General features: G+C 65.4%; 16 protein-coding genes and 2 pseudogenes. 8 read left to right on the top strand and 10 right to left on the bottom strand.

Annotation, left to right across the window (positions count from 1 at the left end):
- Positions 1-56: 56 nt before the first annotated feature.
- From AB1I47_RS06470 to AB1I47_RS06435, 8 genes are all read right to left on the bottom strand, one after another.
- Positions 57-1,418: an LLM class flavin-dependent oxidoreductase gene (locus AB1I47_RS06470; protein ID WP_354682943.1), complete on the bottom strand. Its 1,362-nt coding sequence runs from the start codon at positions 1,416-1,418 to the stop codon at positions 57-59.
- A complete protein-coding gene (locus tag AB1I47_RS06465) occupies positions 1,418-2,680 on the bottom strand; it encodes an SfnB family sulfur acquisition oxidoreductase (RefSeq protein ID WP_354682942.1) in 1,263 nt (420 codons plus the stop codon). The genes AB1I47_RS06470 and AB1I47_RS06465 overlap by 1 nt, the downstream gene beginning before the upstream one ends.
- A gap of 4 nt (positions 2,681-2,684) precedes the next feature.
- The gene (locus tag AB1I47_RS06460) at positions 2,685-3,944 is read right to left on the bottom strand and encodes an SfnB family sulfur acquisition oxidoreductase (RefSeq protein ID WP_354682941.1); all 1,260 of its coding nucleotides are present in this window, start codon (positions 3,942-3,944) and stop codon (positions 2,685-2,687) included.
- A 272-nt stretch (positions 3,945-4,216) separates the two neighbouring features.
- Positions 4,217-5,167 (bottom strand): substrate-binding periplasmic protein, encoded by a 951-nt coding sequence (locus AB1I47_RS06455; protein ID WP_354682940.1) that lies wholly within the window; start codon positions 5,165-5,167, stop codon positions 4,217-4,219.
- Positions 5,160-5,948, bottom strand: coding sequence for an ABC transporter permease (locus AB1I47_RS06450; RefSeq protein WP_407935801.1), 789 nt, complete (start codon positions 5,946-5,948; stop codon positions 5,160-5,162). Before AB1I47_RS06450 ends, AB1I47_RS06455 begins: the two co-directional genes overlap by 8 nt.
- On the bottom strand, positions 5,942-6,817 hold the full coding sequence (locus AB1I47_RS06445; RefSeq protein WP_354682939.1) for an ABC transporter ATP-binding protein: 876 nt from the start codon (positions 6,815-6,817) through the stop codon (positions 5,942-5,944). The genes AB1I47_RS06450 and AB1I47_RS06445 overlap by 7 nt, the downstream gene beginning before the upstream one ends.
- Positions 6,818-6,841: 24 nt before the next feature.
- A complete protein-coding gene (locus AB1I47_RS06440) occupies positions 6,842-7,912 on the bottom strand; it encodes an ABC transporter substrate-binding protein (RefSeq protein WP_354682938.1) in 1,071 nt (356 codons plus the stop codon).
- Positions 7,913-8,079: 167 nt separating this feature from the next.
- On the bottom strand, positions 8,080-8,208 hold the full coding sequence (locus tag AB1I47_RS06435; protein WP_354683024.1) for a nuclear transport factor 2 family protein: 129 nt from the start codon (positions 8,206-8,208) through the stop codon (positions 8,080-8,082).
- 238 nt (positions 8,209-8,446) lie between these two features.
- Here AB1I47_RS06435 and AB1I47_RS06430 point away from each other — a divergent pair.
- Positions 8,447-11,385: pseudogene (locus AB1I47_RS06430) on the top strand (Tn3 family transposase).
- A 76-nt stretch (positions 11,386-11,461) separates the two neighbouring features.
- On the opposite strand, the gene AB1I47_RS06425 reads toward AB1I47_RS06430, so the two are convergent.
- Positions 11,462-11,665, bottom strand: coding sequence for a hypothetical protein (locus tag AB1I47_RS06425; RefSeq protein WP_354682937.1), 204 nt, complete (start codon positions 11,663-11,665; stop codon positions 11,462-11,464).
- Positions 11,666-12,177: 512 nt separating this feature from the next.
- Between AB1I47_RS06425 and AB1I47_RS06420 the strand changes: the two genes are divergently transcribed.
- From AB1I47_RS06420 to AB1I47_RS33940, 6 genes are all read left to right on the top strand, one after another.
- A complete protein-coding gene (locus AB1I47_RS06420) occupies positions 12,178-13,986 on the top strand; it encodes a ShlB/FhaC/HecB family hemolysin secretion/activation protein (protein WP_354682936.1) in 1,809 nt (602 codons plus the stop codon).
- A gap of 17 nt (positions 13,987-14,003) precedes the next feature.
- Complete coding sequence (locus tag AB1I47_RS06415) at positions 14,004-14,264, top strand: hypothetical protein (protein ID WP_354682935.1); 261 nt, start codon at positions 14,004-14,006, stop codon at positions 14,262-14,264.
- A 58-nt stretch (positions 14,265-14,322) separates the two neighbouring features.
- Positions 14,323-23,916: a hemagglutinin repeat-containing protein gene (locus tag AB1I47_RS06410; RefSeq protein ID WP_354682934.1), complete on the top strand. Its 9,594-nt coding sequence runs from the start codon at positions 14,323-14,325 to the stop codon at positions 23,914-23,916.
- Positions 23,913-24,368 carry a hypothetical protein gene (locus AB1I47_RS06405; RefSeq protein ID WP_354682933.1) on the top strand — a complete coding sequence of 152 codons (456 nt, stop codon included), beginning with the start codon at positions 23,913-23,915 and terminating at the stop codon, positions 24,366-24,368. The genes AB1I47_RS06410 and AB1I47_RS06405 overlap by 4 nt, the downstream gene beginning before the upstream one ends.
- Positions 24,369-24,477: 109 nt before the next feature.
- Entirely contained in the window at positions 24,478-25,056 is a 579-nt protein-coding gene (locus tag AB1I47_RS06400) for a hypothetical protein (protein WP_354682932.1), read from the top strand.
- A 26-nt stretch (positions 25,057-25,082) separates the two neighbouring features.
- The gene (locus AB1I47_RS33940; RefSeq protein WP_475572025.1) at positions 25,083-25,370 is read left to right on the top strand and encodes a MafI2 family immunity protein; all 288 of its coding nucleotides are present in this window, start codon (positions 25,083-25,085) and stop codon (positions 25,368-25,370) included.
- A gap of 24 nt (positions 25,371-25,394) precedes the next feature.
- On the opposite strand, the pseudogene AB1I47_RS06395 reads toward AB1I47_RS33940, so the two are convergent.
- Positions 25,395-25,702, bottom strand: a pseudogene (locus AB1I47_RS06395) (transposase family protein); the annotation flags it as partial.
- Between AB1I47_RS06395 and AB1I47_RS06390 the strand changes: the two are divergent.
- Positions 25,665-26,896 (top strand): hemagglutinin repeat-containing protein (locus AB1I47_RS06390; RefSeq protein ID WP_354682931.1); only part of this gene is annotated, 1,232 nt, incomplete at its 3' end. The pseudogene AB1I47_RS06395 and the gene AB1I47_RS06390 sit on opposite strands and share 38 nt — an antisense overlap.

The following is a 26,896-nucleotide window of genomic DNA, read 5'->3' as shown; positions in this document are numbered from 1 at the left end:
GGAGAGAGTCGGTTTCTGTGGACGAATCTGGGTGTTGGATCAAGCAAGTTCATCGCTTAGTCCGGGGGGCGCCGGAACTGCGCCGCCGCGTGCCGCGCCGGCAGCCGGTCTTGCTCGCCGAACAGCTTGCGGCGCAGGCTGCCCTCGGCATATGCGGTCTTGTAGATGCCCCGGGTCTGTAGCTCCGGCACCACGAGGTCGACGAAGTCCTCATAGCTTTCGGGCACCACCGTGCGGCTCAGGTTGAAGCCGTCGATGCCGGTCTCGTCCACCCAGGACTGAAGCTCGTCTGCCACCTGCTGCGCATCGCCGACGATGGCGGGGTAGCGTCCGCCCAGTTCGAACAGCTCCAGCAGCCGGCGGCGCGTCCATCCGTGCTGCTGCGCCGTGCGGGTGGCGGATTCGATGGCATTGCCGCCGCCGTAGTCCACTGGCGCATCCAGGTCGTACTTGCCGAAGTCCACACCGGTGCTGGCGGCGAAGTGGGCCAGCCCGGCTTCGCGGCTGGCGTAGTCCCTGTACTCGGCGAACTTCTGGCGAGCTTCGCTGGCGGTGCGCCCGGGCACCACGGCGGCGCCGGCAAAGACCTTGATGTCGTCGGGGCGGCGGCCGGCGCGCACCAGCTGCTCGCGCAGCGCCTTCACGGTCTGCCGCGCGGCCTCGCGGCTGGGCGGCGAGATAAACACGCATTCGGCATGGCGCGCGGCAAAGCGCTGGCCGCGTCCGGAGCTGCCAGCCTGGAACAGCACCGGCGTGCGTTGTGGCGATGGTTCGGCCAGGTGGTAGCCCTCCACCTTGTAGTACTTGCCTTGATGCGCCACCTTGTGCACGCGCGCAGCGTCGGCGAACACACGCGCGGCCTTGTCGCGCCGCACGGCGCCGTCTTCCCAGCTGCCTTCCCAGAGCTGGTAGAGCACGTCGAGATATTCGTCGGCGCGGTCGTAGCGTTCGTCGTGGGCGACCTGGCCGTCCAGGCCCATGGCGCGCGCCGCGCTGTCCAGGTAGCCGGTGACGATATTCCAGCCGATACGTCCGCGCGTCAGGTGGTCCAGCGTGGAGAAGCGGCGCGCCAGCAGGTAAGGCTGCTCGTAGGTCAGGTTGACGGTCACGCCGAAGCCCAGGTTCCGCGTCACCGCCGCCATGGCCGGCACCAGCAGCAGCGGATCGTTGACCGGAAGCTGGATCGACTCGCGCAGCGTCACGTCCACGTTGCCCTGGTAGATGTCGTAGACGCCGACAATGTCCGCGATGAAAAGGCCATCGAACAGGCCGCGCTCCAGCGTGCGCGCCTGGCCGGTCCAGTATTCGAGCGTGTTGTAGTCGGTGGAGCGGTCGCGCGGATGCGTCCACAGGCCGTGGTTGATATGGCCGACGCAGTTCATATTGAAAGCGTTGAGCAGGATCTGCTTGCTGGCCATTACAGCGCTCCGTGCCGGACCGGCAGCCGGTCGTTGAGGTAGAAGTTGCCGACGGCGTGATATTTCCAGCGCACCGGGTCGTGCAGGGTGTGGGTGCGTGCGTTGCGCCAGAAGCGGTCGAGCCCCAGATTGTCGAGCGTGGCAGCGGTGCCGCCCAGCTCGAACAGCTTGCTGCCAGCCAGCAGCGATGCCGTGGTGGTCAGCGCGCGCGCCTCGGCCACGGCGATGGAGGCCTCGGCCACGCTGCGCTCGGTGGGCGCTGCCTGGGCGGCATCGACGATGCGGCCGGCGCGGCGTACCAGCGCCTCGGCAGCGCGTATGCGCACCGCCACGTCCCCGACCTGCTGGATCGTGAGCGGGTCGTCGGCAGCCCTGGCCACGCCGGCATCCACCCAGGGGCGGGCGCGCTCGCGCACAAAGGGCAGGGTCGCCTCGAAGGCGCCGCGGCCGATGCCCAGGTCGATCGCTGCGTGCAGGATCTGCGCCACCGGGCCGATGGTGGTGGGCTTCTCGAACGAGGCGAGGAAGGGCACCACCCATGCGGCTTCGACGCGCACGTTGTCGAACGACACCGAGCCGCTGCCGGTCACGCGCTGGCCGAAGCCATCCCAGTCGTCGGTGATCGACACACCGTCCGCCGTGCGCGGCACGAAGGCCAGGTAGGTGACGTCGCGCCCGGCTTCGTCGGCCACCACCAGCGTGGGGATCCAGTGTGCGTAGAGCGCGCCGGTGCAGTAGAACTTCTTGCCGTCCACGCGCCAGCCGTCACCGTCGGGAGTCAGCCGTGTGCGGCGCTTGAAATCCTTATGGCCGATCTCGGCAAGCGCGTTGCCGAAGCGCTCGCCGGCCAGCGCTCGCTCGTAGAAATAGCGCTTCTGTGCGTCGCTGCCGCCCACGCGCAATACCTCCAGCGCGTAGAAATGATTCTGCGGGATCTGCCCGAGCGAGCCGTCGGCGACGGCGATGGTGGCCACCACCTCGGCCAGCGTTACGTTGGAGACGCCGGCGCCGCCGTATTCGGGCGGCACGGTGATGGCCCACAGGCCGCTGGCGCTGAACTCGTCGAGTTCGGCCCACGGCAGGCGGCGCTCGCGGTCGCGTAGCGTGGCTTCGGGGGCGAACCGGGCGGCAAGTCGGCGCGCGGCCTGGAGGGCGCCGGCGTCGTCGCGGATCAGGTCAGGCTTGCGCACGGGTGGCGCGGCGGGAGCAGGGCGGCTGGCCGGGTGGCCGGCGGCGGGCGCCGGGGAGAGGAGCACGGACATGATGTCAGTTCCAGGAGTGCCGCGCGGGCAGCACGTGATTGAGGTGATAGTTGCCGATCAGGTGGGTTTTCCAGCGAACCGGGTCGTGCAGGGTGTGGGTGCGGGCATTGCGCCAGTGGCGGTCCAGGTTGTGCCTGGCGCGCGTGGCGGAGGATCCGGCCAGCTCGAACAGCTTCTCGCTGGCGGCCAGCGCTGCTTCGGTAGTCAGCACCTTGGCCGCGGCCACGGCCACCGAGGCACGCGCGCTGGCTTCGGCGTCGACGGGAGCAGCGGCAAGCGCATCGAGCGTGCGGCCGGCTTCCAGCAGCACCTCGCGCGCGGCGTGCACATCGATTTGCAGGCGACCCACGTCCTGGATGATGTAGGGGTCGTCGACGGCGCGCTCGAGTCCTGAATCGATCCAGGGCCGCGCGTATTCGCGCACGAAGGTGATGGCGTCGGCCAGCGCATTCTCGGCGATGCCCTGGTCGATGGCGGCCTGGATCAGCTGCGAGGTGGGGCCGTACAGGCCGGGCCGGTCGGCCAGTTGCCAGATCGGCAGCACGTCCTCGGGCGCCACCGGAACATTGTCGAACACCACGCTGCCGCTGGCGGTGGTGCGCTGGCCGAACGACGACCAGTCGTCGATGATGGCCAGGCCGCGCACCTCGCGCGGGCTCCAGACCTGCACCGTGCGACCCTGGTCGTCCACGGCGCGCGCCGGCACGCGGTGGGCGAACAGCGCGCCGGTCGAGTAGTAGCGATAGCCGTTAAGGCGCAGGCCCTGGGCGGTCGCGGTCAGTCGCGTGGTGCCTTGCAAGATGGTCTCGCTGCCCGCTGAGCGGCGTTCGGGGCCGGCATTGCCCAGCCGCGCGCCGGCCAGCACCTCGCTGTAGAAGCGGCGCTGCTGGGCCTCGCTGCCCGCCTCGCGCAGTACCGCCAGCAGGCCGAAATGGTTCTGTGGAATCTGACCGAGCGCGGGATCGGCCGCGCAGACAATGGCGAACACCTCGGCCAGCGTCGCGTACGAAACCTCGGCGCCGCCGAAGGCGCGCGGCACGGTGATGCCGCCCAGGCCGCTCTCCGACCACAGGTCCAGTTCAGCCCATGGCAGGCGGCGTTGGCGGTCGCGCTCGGCGGCACCTTCGGCAAACACGGCGGCCAACGCGTGCGCCGCCTCCAGGGCTTCGCCGTCGTTGGCGATGCGGCGCACGCGCGCGGGATCCGGCAGGCGAGCCGCCGGCGCAGGATTGGATGCAATGGGAGAGTCGATTGGTATTGTCATGGCACTCGTGGAGAAGAGAGGGATGGCGTTCCGTTGCTGCCGTCCAGGCCCGGGCAATGCGCTCAGCATCGGCGCAAGGCGCAGGCGAATACGGGCGGCAGGAGGACAGCAGGAGGGCGGAAGCCGGACGAGAGAGCGAAAAGCATGCTTGCATTCCAGCATGGCCGCCCACACCATTTCCACGAAGATTTGCGTAGATGCTTACTCGGATCTGGCTTTGCGTGGAGCGGGCTTTTTATGCGAGCTGCGCTCGCGGCGAACGACGCCTGCCCTTACGAATGGCAGACCAGCCCGTCCTGCAGCTGGCTGGCTTCGAATGCCACATCGCCCGCCCGGCGCTCGCGCGCCTGTGCCAGTGCGCCGCTGAGCTTCCATTGGCGCACCGCGCGGTCCAGCCACGCAGCCGATACCGCATCGTTCATTCGTAGCGCAATCTGCGGGCTGTTGTTGTCGGGTCTCAGCGTGGTGTCCAACTGGCGGTAGAAGCGCCATTCCGGCAGGCTCAGCAGGCGGGCGATAACGACGCCGTCTTCAGCCAGTGCCTGACATTCCCCCGCCATGAAACCCGACACCGCGCGGATCGCAGAACCATAGACCTTGAGTTGCGCGGCCATCCGCTGCGACAGGTCAGCTGCGTAGGGACTGCCTTGTGCAACGCAAACCGTGCGCTGCCGCAGGTCGGATGCATGCCGAGATGCGCTGCCACGCAGCACGACGAGAACCCCGTCGCCACCGGTGTAAGGGGTTGGCACGGCCGGTACACCGCTGCCCGCCTGGCGGGTGCCAGCGATGATCAGATCGACTGCCTGCGGGGCAGCGTCGGGGCCCAGGCCGACCAGTCGCACCCGGACATTCAGCCGCTCGGCCAGGAAGCGCGCCAGCGCGGCATCGAAGTTGTCAGGCTCAGCGGGCGCCGGGGCGCCTGGCGGCGCAGGGCGGGCGTACTGCCGGATGCCCACCACCAGCTCGCCGCGGCGGCGGGCCTTGCCAAGGAGCGGGCCGACTGGAACCTCAGACCAATCGGGCTCTGCCTGCAGCCGCTGCAGCCAGTCCTGCAGCGGTGCAGGCAGCCGTTCCGGTACATGTGGCGCCCGCTCCAGCATCCGCGGACCGCCCCACGCCAGCACCAGCCCCAGCGAGGCCGTCAGAAACACGATGGACCAGAAGCGGCGCGCGGCAACCCCCGCTGCCGGCAATGCCTGTGCAGAAGGGAATTCAGGCATTGAGCGTCAGGCCTTTGCGCCAGCGCGTGAGGCGGCGCTCGATCAGCGCGAGGGCGTAGTTCAGGGCCAGGCCGAGCAGGGCCAGCAGCAGGATGCCCGCATACATCGTCGGGATCTGGAATACCTCCTGCGAATTCAGCGTCAGGAACCCCAGTCCGGAATGGGCCCCGATCATTTCCGCGGCGACAAGCGCGGTAATGCAATAGGTGCCGGCCAGCCTTACGCCGGTGAAGATGGATGGCGATGCCGCCGGAAGCACTACCTTGCGGAAGACGAACAGCGGTGACGCACCCATTGAACGCGCGGCGTTGATCAGTAGCTGGTCCACCTGCTTGACCCCGCTGATGGTACTCAGCAGCACCGGCCAGAACGACGCCCAGAAGATGATGGCGATCTTGGACAGCTCGCCGATGCCAAGAAACAGGATGAACACGGGGAATAGTGCAAACGCCGACGTTTGCCGGAACAGCTGGAGGATCGGGTCGACAATGCGCTCGAAGCGGCTGAACCAGCCCATCAGCAGCCCCAGCGTCACGCCCAGCCCGATCGCCAGCAACAGGCCCCACAGCGATCGTTGCAGGCTTGCGCCCAGGTGCCTGAACAACGTGCCGCTGTGCAGAAGCTGCCAGATGGTCTCGAAGATCTGCGAAGGCGGGCTCAGATACGCCTGGCTGACGATGCCGGTGCGAGGCACAAGTTCCCACAGGACGAGGAAGCCCGCGATGCCGAGCAGGCCCAGCGCGCGGTCGCCGGAAAGGGGGCGCGGATGGCTGCTCACGATACCGCCTTTGCCATGGCGCGCTCGCCCTCCACGCGCTCGCCGGGATTGGCCGTAGCCCCCAGTGGACGGTGTACCGCGGCCGGGCTGGCAAACTGCACTTCGTCCTTGAGGATGTCCCACGCCTGCTGGCGCAGCCGGACGAACGCCTCGGCATTGCGCAGCTCGGGCGGGCGAGGGCGGGGCAGCGGCACGTCCAGGATCTGCTTGATCGTGCCAGGCCGGCGGGTCATCACGGCAACGCGGTCCGACAAGAAGATCGCTTCATCGAGGCTGTGCGTAATGAACACGATGGTCTTGCGGTACTGCTCCCAGATCCGCAGCAGCTCGCCTTGCAGGATCTCGCGCGTTTGCGCGTCCAGCGCTGCAAACGGCTCGTCCATCAGCAGCACTTCGGGCTTGTATGCCAGCGAGCGCGCAATGGCCACGCGCTGCTTCATGCCGCCGGAAATCTCGTGCGGAAACCGCTCGCCAAAGCCGGACAGGCCCACCAGATCAAGATGCTCCTGGGCAATGCGCCGCCGCTCCTGGCGCGGCACGCCGCGGATTTCCAGCCCCACTTCGATGTTCTGCAAGACAGTCCGCCAGGGAAACAGTGCGTAACCCTGGAACACGACCCCCTGGGCCGGATTGATGCCTTGCAACGCCTTGCCGTCGATGGCGATCTCGCCACCAGTGCGGTCGGTCAGTCCGGCCAGGATGCTGAGGAATGTCGATTTGCCGCAGCCCGACGGCCCAAGGATGGACAGGAACTCGCCGTCGCGGATCGCGAGGTTGAAATCCCGCAGCACTGCCACGTCCTCGTGCCGGCCAGCGTCATTGCGCACGGTGTAGTCCATGCGCACGCCGCGCGCCAGGATCTTGTCTGTCATGATGCCTGCGCTCCGCCTCCGCGTTCAGGCCCTGGCCGGCGTGGCGCCCGCGTAGGGGTTGAACGCATTGGTGTAGATGTCCCGTGCCGCCACCTTGCCCTTGGGCAGCTTGCCTTCCGCTTCCAGTACGTCGATGTAGTACTGGATCGGCGGCTCGGTGACCACCAGGTTGTCGACGTACGCGTACCGGTCGACGAAATCCAGCCGCAGGTTGATACGCTGCGAAACCAGCTTGCGCGCGTCTTCCGGATTTGCATTGACCCAGTTGGCCGCCTTGGCCAGGGCCGTCACGACGTCGCGCACCGACTCCGGATGTTCGCGGATGAACTTGCCATGCGCGCTGTATGGCTGCATGCCACCCAGCCCGCCGTCCAGGTCGAAGTCGCTCCACAGCCGTACCAGCTGGTCGGTGTGGTCCGCGCGGCCCGAGAAGGGCGCATGGATGATGGCCAGGTCGGTATTGCCGGTGACAAGCGTCTGTTCGGCCTGGTCATCGGGGATGACGACAAAGTTCACCTTGTTGACATCCACCCCATGCTGGCGCAGGTAAGTCTTGGTCACGAACTCCGCGCAGGCGCCAAAGCTGTTGATGCCAACGGTCTTGCCTTCCAGATCCCTGGGTGCGCGGATGCCGGATGCCTTGCGCACAAAGTACTTCATGTGCGGGGCATCCTTCAGGGTCTTGTTGCCGGCCGCGACCACCTTGAGATCGGAGCCGCTGGCCACCGCCGAAATCACCAGCGGCACCATGCGGGAACCGAAATCGATCTCCCCGGTTCCCACCAGCGGAATGATCTGTGGCGCGGCCACCTTGCCGATGTACTGAGGGCGCGTATTGGTACCCTCGAAGTAGCCCAGCTGATCGGCCAGATAGACCAGGTCGAAGGTCGGATTGTCGGGGTAGCGGAAGCGGACCTTGTCGCCGGCCTTGCCGACCACCGCCGGCGCATTTGCCGATGCCGCCGCGGGCTTCGTCTCATCGCCGCCGCGCGAGCATGCCGCCAGCAGCGAACCAACGCCGCCAGCCGCAGCGAGCGAGACAAGTTGCTTGAGCGCGGTGCGCCGCGCGCCGGGGAGGGTGTTGGAAAGGGGCATCGGAGCTTCCTGGTTCTGAGATGTGCAGTATTCAGAAAGGACAGCCCGGCTACAACGAAGCCTTTCGACTATCGATATTGCGCCAATTCGCGGGTAGGCGTCGGCGCCGCGTGGTCGGCGGGCGCATGGTCTTCGTGCATCGGGTCTTGTCGATGCGGGGGCGCCGGCTATTGGATAGGCGGTGCCTCCGGTGTCGGGGAAAAGTGGTGCTGCAGAATCTGCCACACCCCCAGGCGCCTGACGAGCACCCACGTCGTCCGCGGTGCCGAGGCGGTTTCGCGCCCGTCGGCGAGCACAAAGCGGAAGTTGGGATCCCCTTGATTCCCGTGCAGTTTACCGGGATAGCCACCCCAAGCAGCCACGCGGGTTTACGGGCGATGGCTGCGGAAATAGCCATGTAAATCAATAAGTTGCTGTCTGCTATTTCCCCACCAGAAGAATCGCCTTCTAGCGCACTTTCTTGGCGCCTGCGTTGCGTCCGCGTCGCATTGCCGCTAATCTCTGCCGTCCGTCTCAGGCGTGGGAGAAAGCGCGATGGATCACTGGCAACAGGCGTATCTCGGCATGCGGCAGATTCCGCGCGAACTCAGCGAGTTCGAGCTTGCCACGTTCTTCACCTTCTCCGCCAAGGAGCGGGCCCTGATCGATGCGCGGCGCAGCCACCTGTACCGCTTGGCCTGCGCCGTTCACATTGGCTTTGTCCGTATGACGGGCCGCACGCTCGATGCCTACAAGCAGGTGCCCAAGTTCCTCTGGGCTTTTGTCGGCGAGCAACTGGGCATCACCCCACCGGTTATGGGCACGCTGGGCGCGCTCTATGACGGGCGTACCGATACCTTGGTGGACCACCAGATGCTGGCCTACCAAGCGCTCGGGTTCAGCCCGATGGCGGAACATCAGCGGCGTTACGTGACGCGCTGGCTCAAGGAGCGGCTGGCAGGCCAACCGAGCCGCAATGACCTGCTGCATGAATTGAAACGCTGGCTGTACGAACATCGCATCCTGATTCCACATGACCGGGCGCTGAAGCGGCTGATCAGCCAGGCTGTGGAGCCTATGAGGCGGCGCTGTCTCAAGCGCTGGTGCAAGCCTATGGCGAGGCCTCTCTCGACGCGTGGGGGACCTTGCTCCCGCGGCCGGAAGGCGACCGCGCGAGCCTCCAGCAATGGCTGTGGGCGGTCCCGCTGCGCAATTCCACGCATCAGATGGGCGAGCTGTTTGACAAGATCGACCGGCTGTACCAACTGGGCATCCACCAAGGTTGGCCGGCGGTCTGCAACGAGGCGGTGGTACGCCACTACGCGAGGCGCTGTGCGAATCGCCCGGCGTCAGTTAGCAAGCGCGTTGCACAACTGTCCCGCCGGCTGGAAGCCGCATGCTTCTTGCGCTATGCCTTGTGTGCGGCCACGGACCAGCTGTCGTCGATGCTGCGGCACTGGATTCAAAAATCCGTCAACGATGCCGGCCGCCTGATTGATGCCGGCCGCCCTGACCCTGGCGTCAAGCTGCGGGAATTCGCTGCTGCCGTCAAGGCACTGGTCGGCGACGAGACGCTGACACGAGAAGCCCTTTGCCAGCAATTGGGCGCCCTGGCCGATGCGGCGACTTCCCAGAATCTGCCAAGCCGAGCCAGCCTGATCCGCGCACAATTCCTGTCACGACACCGGCAAGCCAGGGCCATGCTGGGCAGGCTGATCCGCCTACCATTCGCCGCCCAGTCGGCCCACCCGGTGATCGAGGCCATGGAGGTGCTTCGCAAGCTCTATGCGCGCCGGGCAGACTGGCTTCCCGATCGGGTGACGGTTCGATTGGGACGCGCCTGGCAGCCAGCAATGGAGGGCCAGGATCGCAAACGGGCCCTGGCCGCCTTCGAATGGGGGACGCTGTTTGCCCTGCGGGTGGCCCTGCGTAATGGCTCGGTATTTCTGGACCACAGCTTCGCCTACCGCAGCCAAGCGGCACTATTGATCTCCAACGAGGCTTGGCAAGCCCGGCGTAACCATTTCTACGGCCATCTCAAGCTGCCGCAGGACGCCAAGGCATTCCTGGAGCCCGTGGTGGCGCATTTGGATGCAGGGCTCGCCAGGTTGCGCGACGCTGCCCAGCGTGGGGAGCTGAAGATCGATAGCGCGATCCATATCGATCCGCTCACGGCAATGAAACCGGAAGCCTCCGTGGAGGCGCTGCGGCGCGCGCTGTTCGAGCGGCACCCCGGTGGGCAATTGCCAGAAATCCTTCTGGAGATTGACAGCAGTACGCACTTCAGCTGGCTCCTGCTGGGCCGGGAACCGCATTCGCGTAGCGAGCTGTTGATGGTCTACACCGCGGTACTGGCGCACGGCACCTCGATGTCGGCGGCAGACCTTGCACGTATGGTGCCGGAGTTGTCGCCCAGCGCGATCCGGCAAATGATGCATCGCATCGCGGACGAGCGCAAACTGCGACAGGCTGCCGATGCTGTCCTGGTTTTCATGCATCAGCACCCGATCGCCCAGCACTGGGGACGCGCCGACTTGGCGTCGTCGGACATGATGTCGCTGGAGACCACGCGAACAGTCTGGCGGGCACGGGCCGATCCGCGCCGACGCACTGCATCGATCGGCATGTATACGCATGTCCGTGACCGCTGGGGCATCTTCTACGACCAGCCGATCCTGCTGAACGAGCGGCAGGCCGGTGCCGCCATCGAGGGCGTCATCCGCCAGAGCGGATCGGAAGACGTGGCACAACTGGCAGTCGATACCCATGGCTTTACCGACTTCGCCATGTGTCTGTCCCGCTTGCTCGGTTTTGATCTTTGCCCGCGGCTTGCTCATCTGCGCGACCGCCGTCTGCATGTCCCCCGGGACCACGACATATTAGCGGAGCTGGCTGCGGTGACGGACGCGGATGTCCGGCTGGAGCTGATCGAACGCGCCTGGGACGAACTGGTACGCATTGCGGCATCGGTGCAGAGCGGGCAATGTACGGCTGTCCAGGCGCTCACGCGCTTTGGTGCGGCGGCGAAGGGTCAGCCAGTCTATGAAGCTGGCGTTCATCTTGGCCGGCTGTTTCGCACCATCTTCCTGATCGACTATTTCACCGTTCGCGCATTCCGCCATGAGATGCAGCATGCCTTGAACCGAGGCGAGGCGGTCCACACGGTGCAGCGGGCCATCCACTATGGCAAGATTCCGGTCGAATTGACCCGGCATGATGCGTCGCTGGCGGCGGTCTCGTCGGCACTGACCTTGTTATCCAATGCGGTGATGGCCTGGAACACGCTGCACATGCAGCGCGCCCTCGATGCAATCGAGGCCATCGGCGGCGAAACCATGCGTGCCCAAGACCTGCGCCAGATCGCGCCGACGCATCTGGAGGGCATCAACTTGCGCGGCACTTTCGAGTTTCCCATCGCGCGCTACGCCCATCGCTTGCTGCCGAACGCCGCGCCGGCGCTGGAGCTGCCGGCCTGGCATCAGCAGGCCGGCTAGAGGCAGCCGAAGCCAGGAGCCAGGAGCCAGGAGCCAGGAGCCAGGAGCCAGGGCCAGTCTACTCGGGCAATCACGCTTACCGGCCGCCCAGCATCGCCGAGACGGCACGTGCCAGCGGTTCGATCACCGCACGGCGACGCTCGATCACGCTGGTGGCTCCTTCAGCGTAGACCTTGCAGTCGAGCCGGGCACCGCTGCCGGGAGCCGGCGTCAGGAGGATGCGGCCCAGCTTGCCGATCTGCGCATGCGACAGGTGGTAGACGAAGGTGCCTCCCGGCATTAGCTCGCGCTCAGCCGACGTCCTTCGGCCAGGCAAATGGCGGCGTGGCCATTGAGAGTCTCCGGTTGGGGTTCGATACGGATTCGTAACGGCGTTGCCAGAAAGGCATGGCAATGCGGCTCGATTGTAGAACGACAACCGCCGGAGAGCCTCTCCTGGTTGAAGCGCTATGCCGGCCGCCTGATGTCCGTCAACTGGGACACGGCGACTCACTCTCTCGACCAGAGCCGAGAAAAATCACATCAAAAATCGGATTATTCCTATATCTGCCGCAAGTAGGTCTCGCTATGCTCGCTCGATTTAGCCTTGGCGGACCTGAGCCGAATATCAGCCGACTCCGCAGTCCCTGTTCTGCCTCAAGCTGTTGTCCCCCCGACGGCTGGAGGCATTTGCGTGGCCGCAACGGAACGTGAAATTTTGTTAAGCGCGGTTCTGGCGAGCCATCGGGGTGCGAAGATCGCGGGCCGATTAGTCTGTCCGTTGTGTACGACCCCACCTCTGAGCCTTGATGCATGGGCCTTCGCCTTGCCCCATTCCTACGCCACTCGATCCCCGCTGCCGCCAGCCTGATCCTGGCGGCGCCTGCACTCGCGCAGGCCTTGCCTGACGTCGAAGAGGCCCTGCGCCGCTCGCGCACCGAGCAGAATCAGCAACTCCAGCGTGAGCGCAACATCGAACAGGCCGACGAACGTGTCCGGCAAGTGCAGGCGCCCAGCGTGTCGTTGGACGGCGCCGCGGCTGAACGCGAAGCCCTGTCGACGCAGTTGCCGGTGGAATCGCCTTGCTTTGCCATCACCCGCATGCAGCTTTCAGTACCAGAGGCACTACCGGGAAGCATCCGCGCATTGGGCGCAAGCGCGTTGCCGTTGGACACCTTCCGCTTTGCGCAGGAATATCTGGACCAGTATGCCGGCCAGTGCATCGGCCGCGACGGTGTCAACACCATCGTCAGGCGCTTGGGCGCCCAGATCCTTGGCCGAGGCTATACCACCACCCGCGTGGCGGTGCCCGAGCAGGACCTGTCGACCGGTGAGCTGCGCCTGTCCCTGATCCCAGGTGTCATTCGCCAAATCCGCTTTGCCGATGAAGCCCTGCGCGGGAGCTGGAAGTCCGCATTCCCCGCACGCCCCGGCGACCTGCTGAACGTGCGGGACCTGGAGCAAGGCCTGGAGCAGATGAAGCGGGTACCCAGCCAGGACGTCGAGATGCAGATCGTCCCAGGCGAACTGCCGGGTGAGTCGGATGTGGTGATCACGGTGCGGCGCACCAAGGCCTTGAAGGTCGTGGCGTCGCTTGATGACAGCGGCAATACCGGCACCGGCAAGCTTCAGGGCAATCTATCCTTGGGCATCGACAACCCGCTTGGACTGAACGACCTCTTCAATATCGGATATGGCCACGACGCCAACGTCAATCAGGGCGGGCGCGGCACACGCGGTTTCAATGCCTTCTACTCCGTGCCGTGGGGCGACTGGACGTTTGCCACCGCCGCCAGCAGCAGCAACTACTTCCAGCGCATCGCCGGCGTGAACCAGGTGTTCGAATCGAGCGGCAACTCGAAGAACGCCGAGCTGAAGGCCATGTATTTGTTCCAGCGCGACCAGTTTCAGAAGAACAGCCTGCAGTTCCGTATCGGCCACCGCTGGAGCCACGCCTTTATCGAAGACACTGAGATTCTGAACCAGCAGCGCAGCACGACCTTCGCCGAGATCGACTGGCTGCACCGGCACTATTTCGGCACTGCGCAGTTCGACCTGTCACTGGCCTACCGCTTCGGCGTGCCCTGGCTCAACGGCCAGACCGAGGTGAAGACGATCGTGCCCGATGCACCGAGCCAGCGCGACAAGTTTCTCTACCGCATCGGCCTCTTGGACGCGACGCTCTCGGTGCCGTTCGCCGTGCCGCTGTCCGCCGAGCGCCGGCTGCCGCTGCGCTACACCACCACCTTCCACGGCCAATACTCCGACCGCCAGTTGCTCGCTTCCGAGTTCCTGTCCATCGGCAATCGCTGGACGGTGCGCGGCTTCAGCGGAGACGTGACGTTGGCGGCGGAGCGGGGGTTCTACTGGCGCAACGATCTGGAAGCGCCACTGGGCAGCACGGGCCACAGCGTCTACGTGGGGCTGGATGCCGGCACCGTGAGCGGTCCGAGCGCGGCCTACCTGCCGGGCAAGACCCTGGCCGGCACGGCGATCGGCCTGCGCGGCTCGCCCGTCAAGGGGCTTTACTACGACGCCTTCCTGGGCTGGGCACTGGTCAAGCCCGACGGATTCCCCACCCGTTCTCCGGCGGGCGGATTTTTCCTGACCTATCAGTACTGACCGTCGAAGGTTGCGTCATGAAGCGCTCGCTGTCCCTTTCACTCCTGTTGTCTCTCGCGGCGTGCCATGTGCAGACAGCGGAGCCTGCCGCCGATGCAGCGGTGCACCCGGCTCCGGAATCTCTGGCCGAAGTCACCCCGCCTTCCCCATATGCCTTGTTGCCTCAGCCGGACGCCCACGATGCCAGCAGCTTTGGCCTGCGCCGCAACCTGCTGTGGCATCCCGTCGCCGTGCCGGTTGGGGAACCACCCGTCGACACGGGTCAGGCTGGCACCTGATTGCCAGGCGCGTCGGCCCCGCATGCAGCTCTTCTGATGTCGTGATGTACACCAAGCCATGAATCAAAACCGTTTTCGTCTGGTCTTCAACAAACATCGTGGCATGCTGATGGCCGTCGCCGAGTGCGCCAACGGCGCGCACAAGGCCGCGTCAGGGGAACGCGCGGGCGGCGCGGCGGGTGGTGCAAGAGGTGCAATCTGGGCCGCGCTGCGCCCGTTGGCGTGGGCCTTGCTCGTGGCGATGGGGGGCGTTCAGATGGCGGGCGCCCAGATCGTGTCCGACCCGCGCGCCGGACATGGCCCGGGCGTGACCACCGCGCCCAATGGCACGCCGCTGGTCAATATTCAGGCTCCGTCGGGCGCTGGCGTCTCGCACAACCAGTACCAGCAATTCTCGGTCGATGGACGAGGAGCGATCCTCAATAACGCCACCAGCATCGCGCAGACGCAACTGGGCGGGTACGTGCCTGGCAATGCCAACCTTGGCGCCAGCGGCCCGGCTCGGGTGATCCTGAACGAAATCACGGGAACCAGCCCCAGCCAGTTGAATGGCTATATTGAAATGGCCGGGCGGCGGGCTGACGTGGTGGTCTCGAATTTGAACGGGATCTCGATCAACGGCGGCGGATTTTTGAACGTCAACCGCGCCACACTGACCACCGGCACCCCGGTGTTTGGTGGGGACGGCAGCCTCGCGGCCTTCCGCGTCACACGCGGCGGCATCCAGGTCGAGGGCCAGGGCTTCAACGGTACGAATCTTGACCAGGTGGACCTGATTGCCCGCTCGGTGACAGTCAATGCCAACCTGTGGGCCAACCAGGTCAACGTCATGGCTGGCGCCAATCAGGTCGACTACGCGAGCCTGGGTGTGCAGGTGATCCAGGGCGAAGGCGCGGTCCCCACGGTGGGCATCGACGTGTCGAACCTGGGCGGGATGTACGCGAACCGCATCCGGCTCATCGGCTCGGAGGCAGGCGTCGGGGTGCGCAGCGCCGGCACGCTGGCGGCGCAGGCGGGTGACTTCTCGATCGACAGTGCCGGGCGCGTGACGCTTACCGGCAGTACCTCCGCCACCGGCAACCTGGCCATTCACGGCGCACAGGGTGTCGACAACCTCGGCACCACAGCCGCCGGTGCCAACCTCTCGACCACCAGCGAAGCCGACATCCAGAACACCGGCGCACTGATCGCGGGGCAGAACCTGGGCGTCACGGGCCAGTCGGTGCAGTCGAGCGGCACCCTGGCCGCCGGCATCGATGCCAACGGAAATATGAGCCAGGCGGCCAACCTGTCCGTGAGCGGCGTGCAAGGCGTAGTGGCCACCGGCCAGAACCTGGCCGGCAGCAATATGGCGGTCACCGGTGGCCATGTCAGCCTCGCCGGCAGCCAGACACGCGCGGTTGGCGCCATCGCGCTCACCGCACAGGCCGGAGCGCTCGATCTGACCAACGCCACCGTCACGGCCGGCCAGGGGTTGACAGCTAACGCCGCGGGCTTGCTGCGCAGCGACGGCGCCAAGGTAAGCGCCGCGCGGATCGATGGCACCGCGCAGCAACTCTCCAACCGGCGGGGCGGCACACTCTATGCGCGGAACGGCGCGGCCCTGACGATCCTTGGCAACGCCGACAACACCGACGGACAGGTGTTGACCGATGCCGGCGACCTGACGCTGTCCGCCGACGGCCTGCTCAGCAATGCGAGGGGCCGTGTGACCAACGCCGGAGCCGGGTTGGCAGCCATCCGTGCCCAGCGCCTTGAGAACACCAACGGCGGCGTAATCGGCGGCAATGGCGCCGCCTCCGTCACTGCCGACCAGTTGTTCAACACCGGTGGCGCCCAGCTGATCGCTGGCACCGACCTCGGCCTGCACCTGACCCAGTCGGCGGACAATGCTGGTGGCCAGATCTACGCCGGGCAGCGTCTCACCGTCGATGGCAGCCAAGTCAGCTGGCGCAACGACGGGGGCGCGATCTCGGGCAAGTCGGTCCAGATTTCCGGCGCTTCGCTCTCGAACCGCCAAGGCACGATCCTCGCGGATGAAGACCTGAAGGTCGGAATTGGCGGCGACCTGGACAACACGGGCGGGGTGCTGCAGGGCGGCACCACGCTGGACGTCTCGGCCGCGGGAACACTCAGCAACGACGCGGGCCAGCTTGCCAACACGGGCACCGGCAAGACCAGCGTCACGGCGGCAACCGTCATCAACACCAACGGCGCCACGCTGGGCGGCAACGGCGATGTGGCCGTCAGCGCGGATCGGCTCGCCAACACGGCAAGCGCCCAACTGATCTCCGGCAAGGCAATGGAGATTACCGCCGGCCTGGCGTTCAACAATGCGGGTGGCCAAACCTATGGAAGCACTGGCCTCACAGTCAATGGTGCGGGTGCTGCGCTCAGCAATGACGGCGGTGGCCTTGCCGCCGGCGGGAATACCGCGCTCAAGCTCGCCTCGCTCAGCAACGAGGGCGGCAAGGTGGTGGCCGACGGTGACATCAATCTGGACACCGCCGCGTTCACCGGGACCGGGACCGTTCATGCGGGGAACGACCTCGCGGTGGCCATGCAGGGCGACTATGTCAATACCGCCGCCAATCTCCTGAAGGCCGAACATAATCTTATCTTCGGCACGACCGGCACCTTCAGCAACCAGGGCAAGTTCGAGGCCGTCAACGCCCTGACGATCAACGGCCGCCGCATCGTCAACGAGGCCGGGGCGACGATCAACTCCGCCACGACAACCCTGAATGCATCCGCCGACATCGCCAATGCCGGGCGCATTGAGGGCGATGCGCTCACCACCAACAGCGACACCCTCGACAATACCGGGACGCTGATCGGCGATTCGGTCACCGCGAACGCCCGGGAGATCCATAACACCGGGGCCGCCGCCATCATGGCTGCCACCGATACCCTGAATGTGTATGGGCGCGAGCTGGTCACCAACACGGAAGGCGCGACGTATTACAGCCTGGGCGACCTGAACATCGCCGCCAACAGCGAGCGCGACGAGCGGGGATATCTCAGGAACCGCACCGGCCGGGTGCTCAACGACCGCAGCACCATCGAGGGCGGCAGCGACTACAGCGTGGTCGAGATTGCGGCGCAGGAGCTGATCAACCAGCGCCCCGACCCGGTGATCGTGAGCGACACCACGGTCGATTCCAAGCACCAGCTCAAGCGCGAGAAGTATATTCACTGCGCGACCACCAATGCCTACCCGCAGATGGGTTGCACACAGGCGCTGTGGGAAGGCCCCTACAAGACCCCTGTCAACGCCACCTTCACCGCCGCGCAGATCCTGTCGCGCGACGACGCCAGGCAGCGCCTGGTGGTCAATATCAACGGGATCGCCACCCAGATCGACTACAACACGCTCACCGAAAGCAATGGCGTGCTGCAGGTCAACTACTGGGATGGGTACGACCGCGACATTCACTACGATCCCGGCACCGAATATGCGATCCTCAATGACGCGCAGCGCGGCTGGCAACGGGTCGAGATCGCCCGGGATACCACCACCACCACGGTGACCGACCGCGACGCCAACCCGAACCAGCCAAGCGCCAACCTGGTTTCGGGCGGTGCCATGATCCTGGCGAACGTTGGCAGCCTGACCAACCGCTACAGCACCATCGCCTCGGGCGGCAGCATGCAGATCGGCGACCAGAGCACTTCGTCCGGCGCGCTGGAATCCGGCCAGTTCGGGGCCACCACGGTCACCAATGTTGGCCAGACGCTGTACCAGCGCACGACCCAGGACATCGTGTCCACGTATGCCTGGAGCAAGGACACCACCCAGGACGTGGGGCCGGTCGTCCAGCCCAGCGTGGTGATGACCCCCGTGGTGATCGGCAGGGTTGCCGGAAGCATCACCGCCGGTCAGCGCCTGGCGATCTATGGCGGTGGCGTCCAGAACCAGGACGTCGGCAAGAGTGACCCCATGGCCGGCACCGGCAGCACGACCGTGACCGGCACCCAGGTGAGCGCGCACCGCGTGTCCACCGTCACCCTGACCAACCAGCCCCTCAACCTGCCGAGCAACGGCCTGTACAAATACCACACCGAGCCGGGCTACACCTACCTGATCGAGACCGATCCGCGCTTCACGAAGTACGGCAACTTTCTCTCGTCGGACTACATGCTGGGGCTGCTCGGTATCGACCCGGCCATGACACAGAAGCGCCTCGGCGACGGCTTCTATGAGCAGAAGCTGATCCGCGACCAGGTGAGCCAGCTAACCGGGCGGGTCTATCTCGCGGGCTATGACAGCGCTGAGGAGCAGTACAAGGCACTGATGGCGTCGGGCGTGCAGGCCGCCCAGCAGTTCAACATCCTGCCGGGGATGGCGCTCACCGCGGCGCAGATGGAGGCGCTTACAACCGATATCGTGTGGCTGGTGTCAGAGACCGTCACTCTGCCGGACGGCAGCACCCAGAGCGTGCTGGTGCCGCGCATCTACCTGGCGCGTGCCCATGCCGCCGACCTGCAGGCCAACGGCGCACTGATCGCCGCCGACGACCTGGAACTACACAGTGCCGGCACGATGCAGAACAGCGGCATTGTCGATGCCAAGAGCCGCCTGTCGATTGCCGCCAGGGACGATGTGGTGAATCGGGGCGGCGCCATCCGCAGCGCGGGGGTAACGGCCATCTCTGCGGGGCGAGACATCGTGAACCAGTCCGGCCAGATCAGCGGCGACAAGGTCGGGCTGGTCGCGGCGCGCGATATCCAGAACACGACGCTCTTTGACCAGCAAGGGGAGCAGTCCGCGGCGGGCAACGCCAAGGCCTCCACGAGTCTGTACGGCCAGCAGGCAGGCATTACCTCGACCGGCGGCATGCTGCTCTCGGCAGGCCGGGATATCACCGCCACCGGCTCGACCATCAGTGCAGGCGGCGATGCCGCCGTGCTGGCGGGGCGCCATCTCACCTTCGACACGCTCGAGGGCAAGACTCATCAGTCGGTCTACAACAGCGACAGGCACCACAGCGAGGACAGCCGCACCGAGCACACGGTCAGTTCCGTCCAGGCTGGCGGTAGCCTGACAACCAGCAGTGGCGGCGACACCACCCTCAAGGGCACCCAGGTCAAGACCGGCAGCGATCTGACCATGGTGGCCGGTGGCGACCTGAAGGCGAGTGCCGTCATCAACGAAACCAGCCATGACAACGTGGCGCGCCAGAGCAAGCAGCGCCAGCAGGAAGACCACCGCCGCGACCAGAGCACGGTCGGTGTAAATCTGGAGGCAGGTGGCAACGCCACGCTGGCCGCCGTCAAGCCAACGAGCCAGGGGGGCGGGCTGGACCGTACGGATGGCCAGGGCAAGGTGAGCTTGATCGGCGCCAACGTGACGGCAGGCGCCAACGGCCAGGGTGGCAGCACCCTGAACGTGGTGGCCGACCGCGATGTGACCGTGGCCGAGGTGCGGGAGCTGCACGACAGCAGCGTCGATATCCAGCGCAAGAGCGGCAGCTTCGTGTCCCGCACCTCGACCAGCGAGCAGTCGAGCCGCCACAGCGACATAGGCGTGGGCAGCACGCTGTCCGGCGATACCGTGCGGGTCAAGGGCGGCAACGACGTGACGGTGCGCCAGAGCGCTATCGCCGCAACCGATGGCGTGGCGCTGACCGCCACCCGGGGGAACGTGCTGGTGACCGCCGGGCAGAATATCCGCGAGGACAGCGATGCCAAACAGGTCAAGAAGTCGGGGATCTCCGGCTTCGCGGGCCAGGGCGGCATCGGCGTCTCGGTGGGCAAGAGCGAGGCGTCGGGGGCGAGCCACACCCTGGCCATCACCCAGAGCGATGCGCGCAGCGTGGTGGGCGCGAGCAACGGCAACGTCATCATCACCGCAGGCAAGGACGCAGCCATCATCGGCAGCGACCTGATCGCCGGACGTCAAGGCAACAAGGAGGCGGCCAGCGCCGGCAACATCGATATCCTCGCGCAGAACGTGACCATTACTGAGGGCGTGGACCGCGTGTACCAGGACGCGAGCCAGCGCAACAGGTCCAGCGGCCTGTCGGTGGCGCTCGTCGGCACGCCCTACGATACCGCCAAGAACCTGCAGGCGGTGCAGCAGGACCCCAGTACCGTGTCGCGCGTGACGGGCACGATGAAGGAACTGGGCGCGTCCGCGCTGACCCTGCCGCAGGTCGCTGTGCGCATCGGCAACCAGAAGAGCAACGCTCAGGGCTCGAGCGTTGCCACCACCAGCAGCGGCAGCAACCTGACGGGCGCCGGCAATGTGCGCGTACGTGCCACCGGCAACGGCGAGACCGATGCCAACGGCAAGGCAGTGGACGGGAACATCCTGGTGTCGGGCAGCACGATCAGCGCGGGCGACGCCGCCCTCCTGGACGCAGCCCGGGACGTGACGTTGCGTGCCTCCACCGACACCTATCAGGCGTCCAACAGCGCCAGCAGCAGCGGCTGGCAGGTGAGCAGCGCGCTGCCCAGCCCCGGTGACGTGGCCCGCCATCTCGGCGGTGGCCCGAACAACAGCGGCGTGGGCATGGTGCCGTTCGGCAGCCAGACCAGCAACGTCGGCGGGGCCACCACCAGCAGCAAGCAGAACGCCAGCACCATCAAGGGCAACACTGTGGGCGTGAAGGCCCGCACGGGTGACATCACGATCGCTGGCAGTGGCATTGCCGCCGAGGGCGACGTAGCGCTGTCGGCAGTCAAGGGCAAGATCGACATCCTGTCCGGCCAGGACACGCTGTCGCAGCGCTCGGACAGCGCCAGCCGCCAGATCGGCGACCTGGGTGGCACGGGGTATTCCGGCACCGTGGGCGTGCGCAGCGAGTCGCACTACACGGACGTCAACCAGACAACCCAGAACACCATTCGCAGCCAGGTGGTCAGCAAGTCAGGCAACGTCACGATGAGCGCGGGCGAGAACATCACCGCGCGCGGCGCCGACATTGCCGCCGGCAACGATGTGACGATGATCGGCAAGAACGTCATTCTGGACCCGGGAACGGACGCTGCCAGCCAGAACGAAAGCCATCGCGTGAGCCAGTACGGCACGACGCTGGCACTGTCGGGCTACACGGTGACCGCGGCGCAGGCCGTCGAGAATGCCGCCCACGCTGTCGAGGACAAGAAGGACGGCCGGGTGGCGACGCTCTACGGGGTGCAGGCGGGCCTGGCGATCGCCAACGGCATCCAGGGCATCCAGACCGTGACCAGCGGCGGCGTGAGCCAGACTGCGGCGATCAAGGTGACCGCCAGCGTGGGCGGTGGCAGCCAGAGCAGCGAATCGCACAGCCAGGCGAGCACCAACCAGGGCTCGGCCGTCAAGGCGGGCAATGCGGTCACCATCGTGGCGACGGGCTCCGGCCAGAAGGATGCTGACGGCTTCGCCACCGACGGCGACATCAGCGGGCGTGGCGCGCAGATCGAGGGCAAGACCGTGACCCTCTCCGCAGCGCGAGATGTGAACCTGGAAAGCGCGCAGGACCATGCCACCCTGGACAGCCGCAGCTCGGGCAGCAATGCCAGCATCGGTGTCGGATTCGGCCTCGGCGGTGACCAGAATGGCTTCACACTGGAGCTGGCCGCGAGCCAGAACAAGGCCCGCGCCAATGGCGAGTCGGTGACGAATCACAACTCGCACGTGCTGGGCACCGACCGCGTGACGGTGTTGAGCGGCCGCGACACCAACCTCAAGGGCGCGCAGCTGATCGGCGACACCGTCGCGGGCACGGTGGGCCGGGACCTGAACATCGAGAGCCGTCCGGACACCGAGACCTATCACAGCAAGGAATCGTCGTCCGGCATGCAGGCCAGCATCTGCGTGCCGCCGTTCTGTTATGGCACCACGGTGCACGCCAGCGGCAGCGTGACGCAGGGCAATACCGACAGCACTTACAGCTCGGTACAGGAGCAGAGCGGCATCTACGCCGGCAAAGGTGGCTTCAACCTCGACGTCAAGGGCAACACCGATTTGAAGGGCGGCATCCTGGCGAGCACGGCGGATGCGGCCAACAACCACTTCAAGACCGGGACGCTGACCACCAGCGATATCGAAAACAAGGCCGAGTACAGCAGCGATTCGACCACGCTCGTGGCCAGCTACAGCGGCGGCAAGAGCGTGCCGGCAAGCGACCCGAACCTCGGTCCGGTGCAGCCGGCGCATGTGGAGTGGGCAGGCAACACCAACCTGCTGCAGGGTGCTGCGAACAGCCTGGCGGCGACGGCGGCGGGCAATGCGCAGAAGTCGATTGATGGCAGTGCCGCGGGCGTCACCAGGAGCGCGATTGCTGTGGGCACGGTCACCCTTACGGACAGCGCGGGCCAGCAGGCCAAGACCGGCCAGACCGCAGACGAAACCGTTGCCGGCCTGAACCGAGACACGGCGAACGCCAACCAGAGCATCGACGAGATCTTCGATGCGCAGAAGGTCAAGGATCAGCGGGAGCTGAACCAGCTGCAGAGCCAGGTGGCGCAGCAGCTGGCGCCGATGGTGTATCAGCAAGTTGGCGATGTGCTCGTGGGCGCCGCGCCGGAGACCAAGGCCGCGGTCCACGCGCTGGTCGGCGGGCTGCTGTCGGAGGCGCTGGGGGGCAGCTTCGACGCGGGCGCCGCGGGTGGAGCTGCGGCCTCGCTGGCGATGGAGGCCTTCGGCCAGGCATTGCTCGACCAGAAGCACTTGAGCGAGGGCGATCGCAAGGCGCTGGTGCAGTTGGCTGGCGCGATCGTTGGCGGGGCGGCCGGGGCGGCGGCAGGGGGTTCATTGTCGGATGCGGCGGCGGGTGTCTCGGTTGGCAAGGTGGCGACGGAGAGCAACTATCTGAGCCACGTTGAGCGCGAGAAGTACGAGAAGTCGAAACAGGCATGCAGCCAGGGCAATGCGAACGCTTGTGCGGAGGCGAAGACTTGGGAAGCACTCGATCAGGAGAAAGATCGTAATCTGGCCGGTTCCGTGAATCGATGCCATACCGGCGAGGATTGCCAAGGAGTGTCCAACTTTATCCTCGACCAGATGAAGGCGGCCGGCTGTGGTACGAATCCGTCGAGCGCGGATTGCACGAAGCTTGGCAACGCGTGGTTGGCCGCACAAAAAAAGGCACAAGGGTTGGAAGCCCCTCTTATCTCGCCTGACGATCTGATACCCTATAAAGGCATTTCGACGCTTGCGGTAACAGGTGTCAAAGGTGCCACAACAGCGCTTGTCAATGCTGGCTTACTTGGCATCGTCAAGAACGGCGAGGCCGAGGCAGCGGAAACGGTAGCGAAATGGGCGGCGAAGAACGTCGCGCCGACTTTCGTTGGATCAGGTCCGGCCCCAGGCGTGATAGCAATCACGGATAGTACCTCAGTGGGGGCACTGCGAAACTACCATCCAGCTGGCGGCGGTATTGAGTTTGTATTCGATACGTCAACAAATACATTCGCTGTAGGAAAGCCGCGCGGAGGGGGTTTTGATGGCTCACCTCACCAACAGCTGGCTCAAGCAATTGGCGCAAAGGACGAAAATGTTGTCGGCGGAACATTCAGTCGAGCCGCCGATGGGTCAATTGTTACCACGGAGAACAGTGGCCACTATGGTCAAAATTGGACTCCTGAAATATGGGCCAAGTTTCAGAAATGGCTTTCTGATCGAGTTGGCGTTCCGGTAAATCATCAGCCTTGGGGAGGAAAATGAAACCTCAACTCATCTTTCTGCCATGCGCCGAGTCTCCGATCTGGTGGTTGGTGGAGATTGGTCAACTCCAGCTTGGCTTCCAAGCGGGAACTGGCTGGTGTATTTGCTCTAAGGGGCAATTTATTTCAATTTCTGCGCAAGAGGATATGGTTTCCATGCTCCCGCTGCTCGAGCTTAGTCGCTCGATCTTCTACTGCCATCTTGAGAAGGTTGCTCAGGCCGTCCCGGATCTCCCGGGGACGGCCTTCCCCGAGATGCTTTTGATTAAATGTGCCTTCGAAACGTCCGTGTCTGACTACTGGCCTCAGAAAGCCATGGATTGGCTCGATGCCGGCGCAAATATTCCAGAAGAACTACAGCATAGCTTGCGGGTTCTCACCAAACAGCGTTGGGCTAGCCAAAGGTTGCGGCACCGGGCCATGTCAATCTTGAGAAAGAGTGCGAAAAAGTAAATCACGGTGCGCCTCGGGAAACCGTTTGGCAGAGGGCTAATAGCGAGAACAGGACCGAGTACAGCAGCGACGCGACCACGCTCGTGCCAGCTACAGCGGCGGCAAGAGCGTGCCGGCGAGCGACCCGAACCTCGGTCCGGTGCTGCCGGCGCATGTGGAGTGGGGTGTCAACATCCACCTGTTGCAGGGTGCGGCCAACAGCCTGGCGGCGACGGCGGCGGGCAATGCGCAGAAGTCGATTGACGGCAGTGCCGCTGGCGTCACCAGGAGCGCGATTGCTGCGGGCACGGTCGCTATTACGGACAGCGCGGGCCAGCAGGCCAAGACCGGCCAGACCGCAGACGAGGCCGTTGCCGGCCTGAACCGCGACACGGCGAACGCCAACCAGAGCATCGACAAGATCTTCGATGCGCAGAAGGTCAAGGATCAGCGGGAGCTGAACCAGCTGCAGAGCCAGGTGGCGCAGCAGTTGGCGCCGATGGTGTATGACCAAGTCGGCACGCTGACGCAGAGCCAGCCGCCGGAAGTGAAGGTGGCGGCGCACGCGGTCATCGGTGGGTTGATGGCGCAAGCCATGGGTGGCAGCTTTGCGGCGGGTGCAGCCGGTGATTCTGTGGCCACCGCAGCGGCTGAACTGGTCGGCCAGCAGATCCTCGACAATCCGGATTTGCAGAAGCGGTTCCGGTGAGACCAAAATGAGTAGTAATCAGTTACATGAGGATTCGGCTCTTGCTATCTACGCAAGCGTCTCTCCTAGGTAACGTCACGCCTAATATGAGGGCAATTTCATGCGAATATGATGGAGATGAAATTGCAGTGATGATCATATTTGATGGCCCTGCATCCGAGAATGATCAGGAAGCCATGGAAGAGATTGCATCAGAACTCTGGTCTCACTTTCCGGGTTGCGAGGTGAGAATGCTGAGTGCCCGTGTTGATGCTCCCGCTTGCTTTGCTGATGTTGGTAAGAAGTGGTGGGTTTACCAGCGAAAAGAGACGTAGCTCATTAAATTTGATTATGCCTGGCTAACAAAACTCCTCGACGAATTGGGAGCAGATGTCAGCGCAAGCGAGCTTGAGCAGGGCGAGCGGGGTATCGAGGCGCCGTTCAGAGCGAATGCGCAGCTTCTCGAACCCGGCAAGCCAGGCATTCTGCGTTCCACAGCCCAACGATGCTTGGTGAGGCGGACGTTCTTCTCCATGCCGCGGCGTGGAATTCGTGGGCTGATGCCCCGCTTACGCAAATGCCGATGACATCGTTCGAAGTCATACCTCTTGTGGGCGTGAAGCTTGTCGGTGCGGCTCCGCGGCCGGCCAGGCAGCTCCGGCACTGCCCTCGCCGGCAGCGGCATTGCCGCCGAGGGCGACGTGGCGCTGTCGGCGGCCAAGGGCAAGATCGACATCCTGTCCGGGCAGGACACGCTGTCGCAGCGCTCGGACAGTTCCAGCCGCCAGATCGGCGACCTGGGGGGTACCGGGTATTCCGGCACCGTGGGCGTGCGCAGCGAGTCGCACCACACGGACTTCAACCAGACGACCCAGAACACCATCCGCAGCCAGGTGGTCAGCAAGTCAGGCAACGTAACGATGAGCGCGGGCGAGAACATCACCGCGCGCGGCGCCGACATTGCCGCCGGCAACGATGTGACGATGATCGGCAAGAACGTCATTCTGGACCCGGGAACGGACGCTGCCAGCCAGAACGAAAGCCATCGCGTGAGCCAGTACGGCACGACGCTGGCACTGTCGGGCTACACGGTGACCGCGGCGCAGGCCGTCGAGAATGCCGCCCACGCTGTCGAGGACAAGAAGGACGGCCGGGTGGCGACGCTCTACGGGGTGCAGGCGGGCCTGGCGATCGCCAACGGCATCCAGGGCATCCAGACCGTGACCAGCGGCGGCGTGAGCCAGACTGCGGCGATCAAGGTGACCGCCAGCGTGGGCGGTGGCAGCCAGAGCAGCGAATCGCACAGCCAGGCGAGCACCAACCAGGGCTCGGCCGTCAAGGCGGGCAATGCGGTCACCATCGTGGCGACGGGCTCCGGCCAGAAGGATGCTGACGGCTTCGCCACCGACGGCGACATCAGCGGGCGTGGCGCGCAGATCGAGGGCAAGACCGTGACCCTCTCCGCAGCGCGAGATGTGAACCTGGAAAGCGCGCAGGACCATGCCACCCTGGACAGCCGCAGCTCGGGCAGCAATGCCAGCATCGGTGTCGGATTCGGCCTCGGCGGTGACCAGAATGGCTTCACACTGGAGCTGGCCGCGAGCCAGAACAAGGCCCGCGCCAATGGCGAGTCGGTGACGAATCACAACTCGCACGTGCTGGGCACCGACCGCGTGACGGTGTTGAGCGGCCGCGACACCAACCTCAAGGGCGCGCAGCTGATCGGCGACACCGTCGCGGGCACGGTGGGCCGGGACCTGAACATCGAGAGCCGTCCGGACACCGAGACCTATCACAGCAAGGAATCGTCGTCCGGCATGCAGGCCAGCATCTGCGTGCCGCCGTTCTGTTATGGCACCAC

Origin of the sequence: Cupriavidus necator (genome assembly GCF_040578825.1) — a bacterium.
GTDB classification, from domain to species: Bacteria; Pseudomonadota; Gammaproteobacteria; order Burkholderiales; family Burkholderiaceae; genus Cupriavidus; species Cupriavidus necator_E.
Note: the sequence above shows the minus strand (reverse complement) of the source record. Positions and strands in the feature narration are given on the sequence as shown.

Coding starts and splice junctions, on each gene's coding strand:
- AB1I47_RS33940 (WP_475572025.1), top strand. CDS start 25,083: ATGAGGATTCGGCTCTTGCTATCTACGCAAGCGTCTCTCCTAGGTAAC.
- AB1I47_RS06440 (WP_354682938.1), bottom strand. CDS start 7,912: ATGCCCCTTTCCAACACCCTCCCCGGCGCGCGGCGCACCGCGCTCAAG.
- AB1I47_RS06410 (WP_354682934.1), top strand. CDS start 14,323: ATGAATCAAAACCGTTTTCGTCTGGTCTTCAACAAACATCGTGGCATG.
- AB1I47_RS06445 (WP_354682939.1), bottom strand. CDS start 6,817: ATGACAGACAAGATCCTGGCGCGCGGCGTGCGCATGGACTACACCGTG.
- AB1I47_RS06460 (WP_354682941.1), bottom strand. CDS start 3,944: ATGACAATACCAATCGACTCTCCCATTGCATCCAATCCTGCGCCGGCG.
- AB1I47_RS06455 (WP_354682940.1), bottom strand. CDS start 5,167: ATGCCTGAATTCCCTTCTGCACAGGCATTGCCGGCAGCGGGGGTTGCC.
- AB1I47_RS06415 (WP_354682935.1), top strand. CDS start 14,004: ATGAAGCGCTCGCTGTCCCTTTCACTCCTGTTGTCTCTCGCGGCGTGC.
- AB1I47_RS06425 (WP_354682937.1), bottom strand. CDS start 11,665: ATGCCGGGAGGCACCTTCGTCTACCACCTGTCGCATGCGCAGATCGGC.
- AB1I47_RS06405 (WP_354682933.1), top strand. CDS start 23,913: ATGAAACCTCAACTCATCTTTCTGCCATGCGCCGAGTCTCCGATCTGG.
- AB1I47_RS06465 (WP_354682942.1), bottom strand. CDS start 2,680: ATGTCCGTGCTCCTCTCCCCGGCGCCCGCCGCCGGCCACCCGGCCAGC.
- AB1I47_RS06470 (WP_354682943.1), bottom strand. CDS start 1,418: ATGGCCAGCAAGCAGATCCTGCTCAACGCTTTCAATATGAACTGCGTC.
- AB1I47_RS06420 (WP_354682936.1), top strand. CDS start 12,178: ATGGGCCTTCGCCTTGCCCCATTCCTACGCCACTCGATCCCCGCTGCC.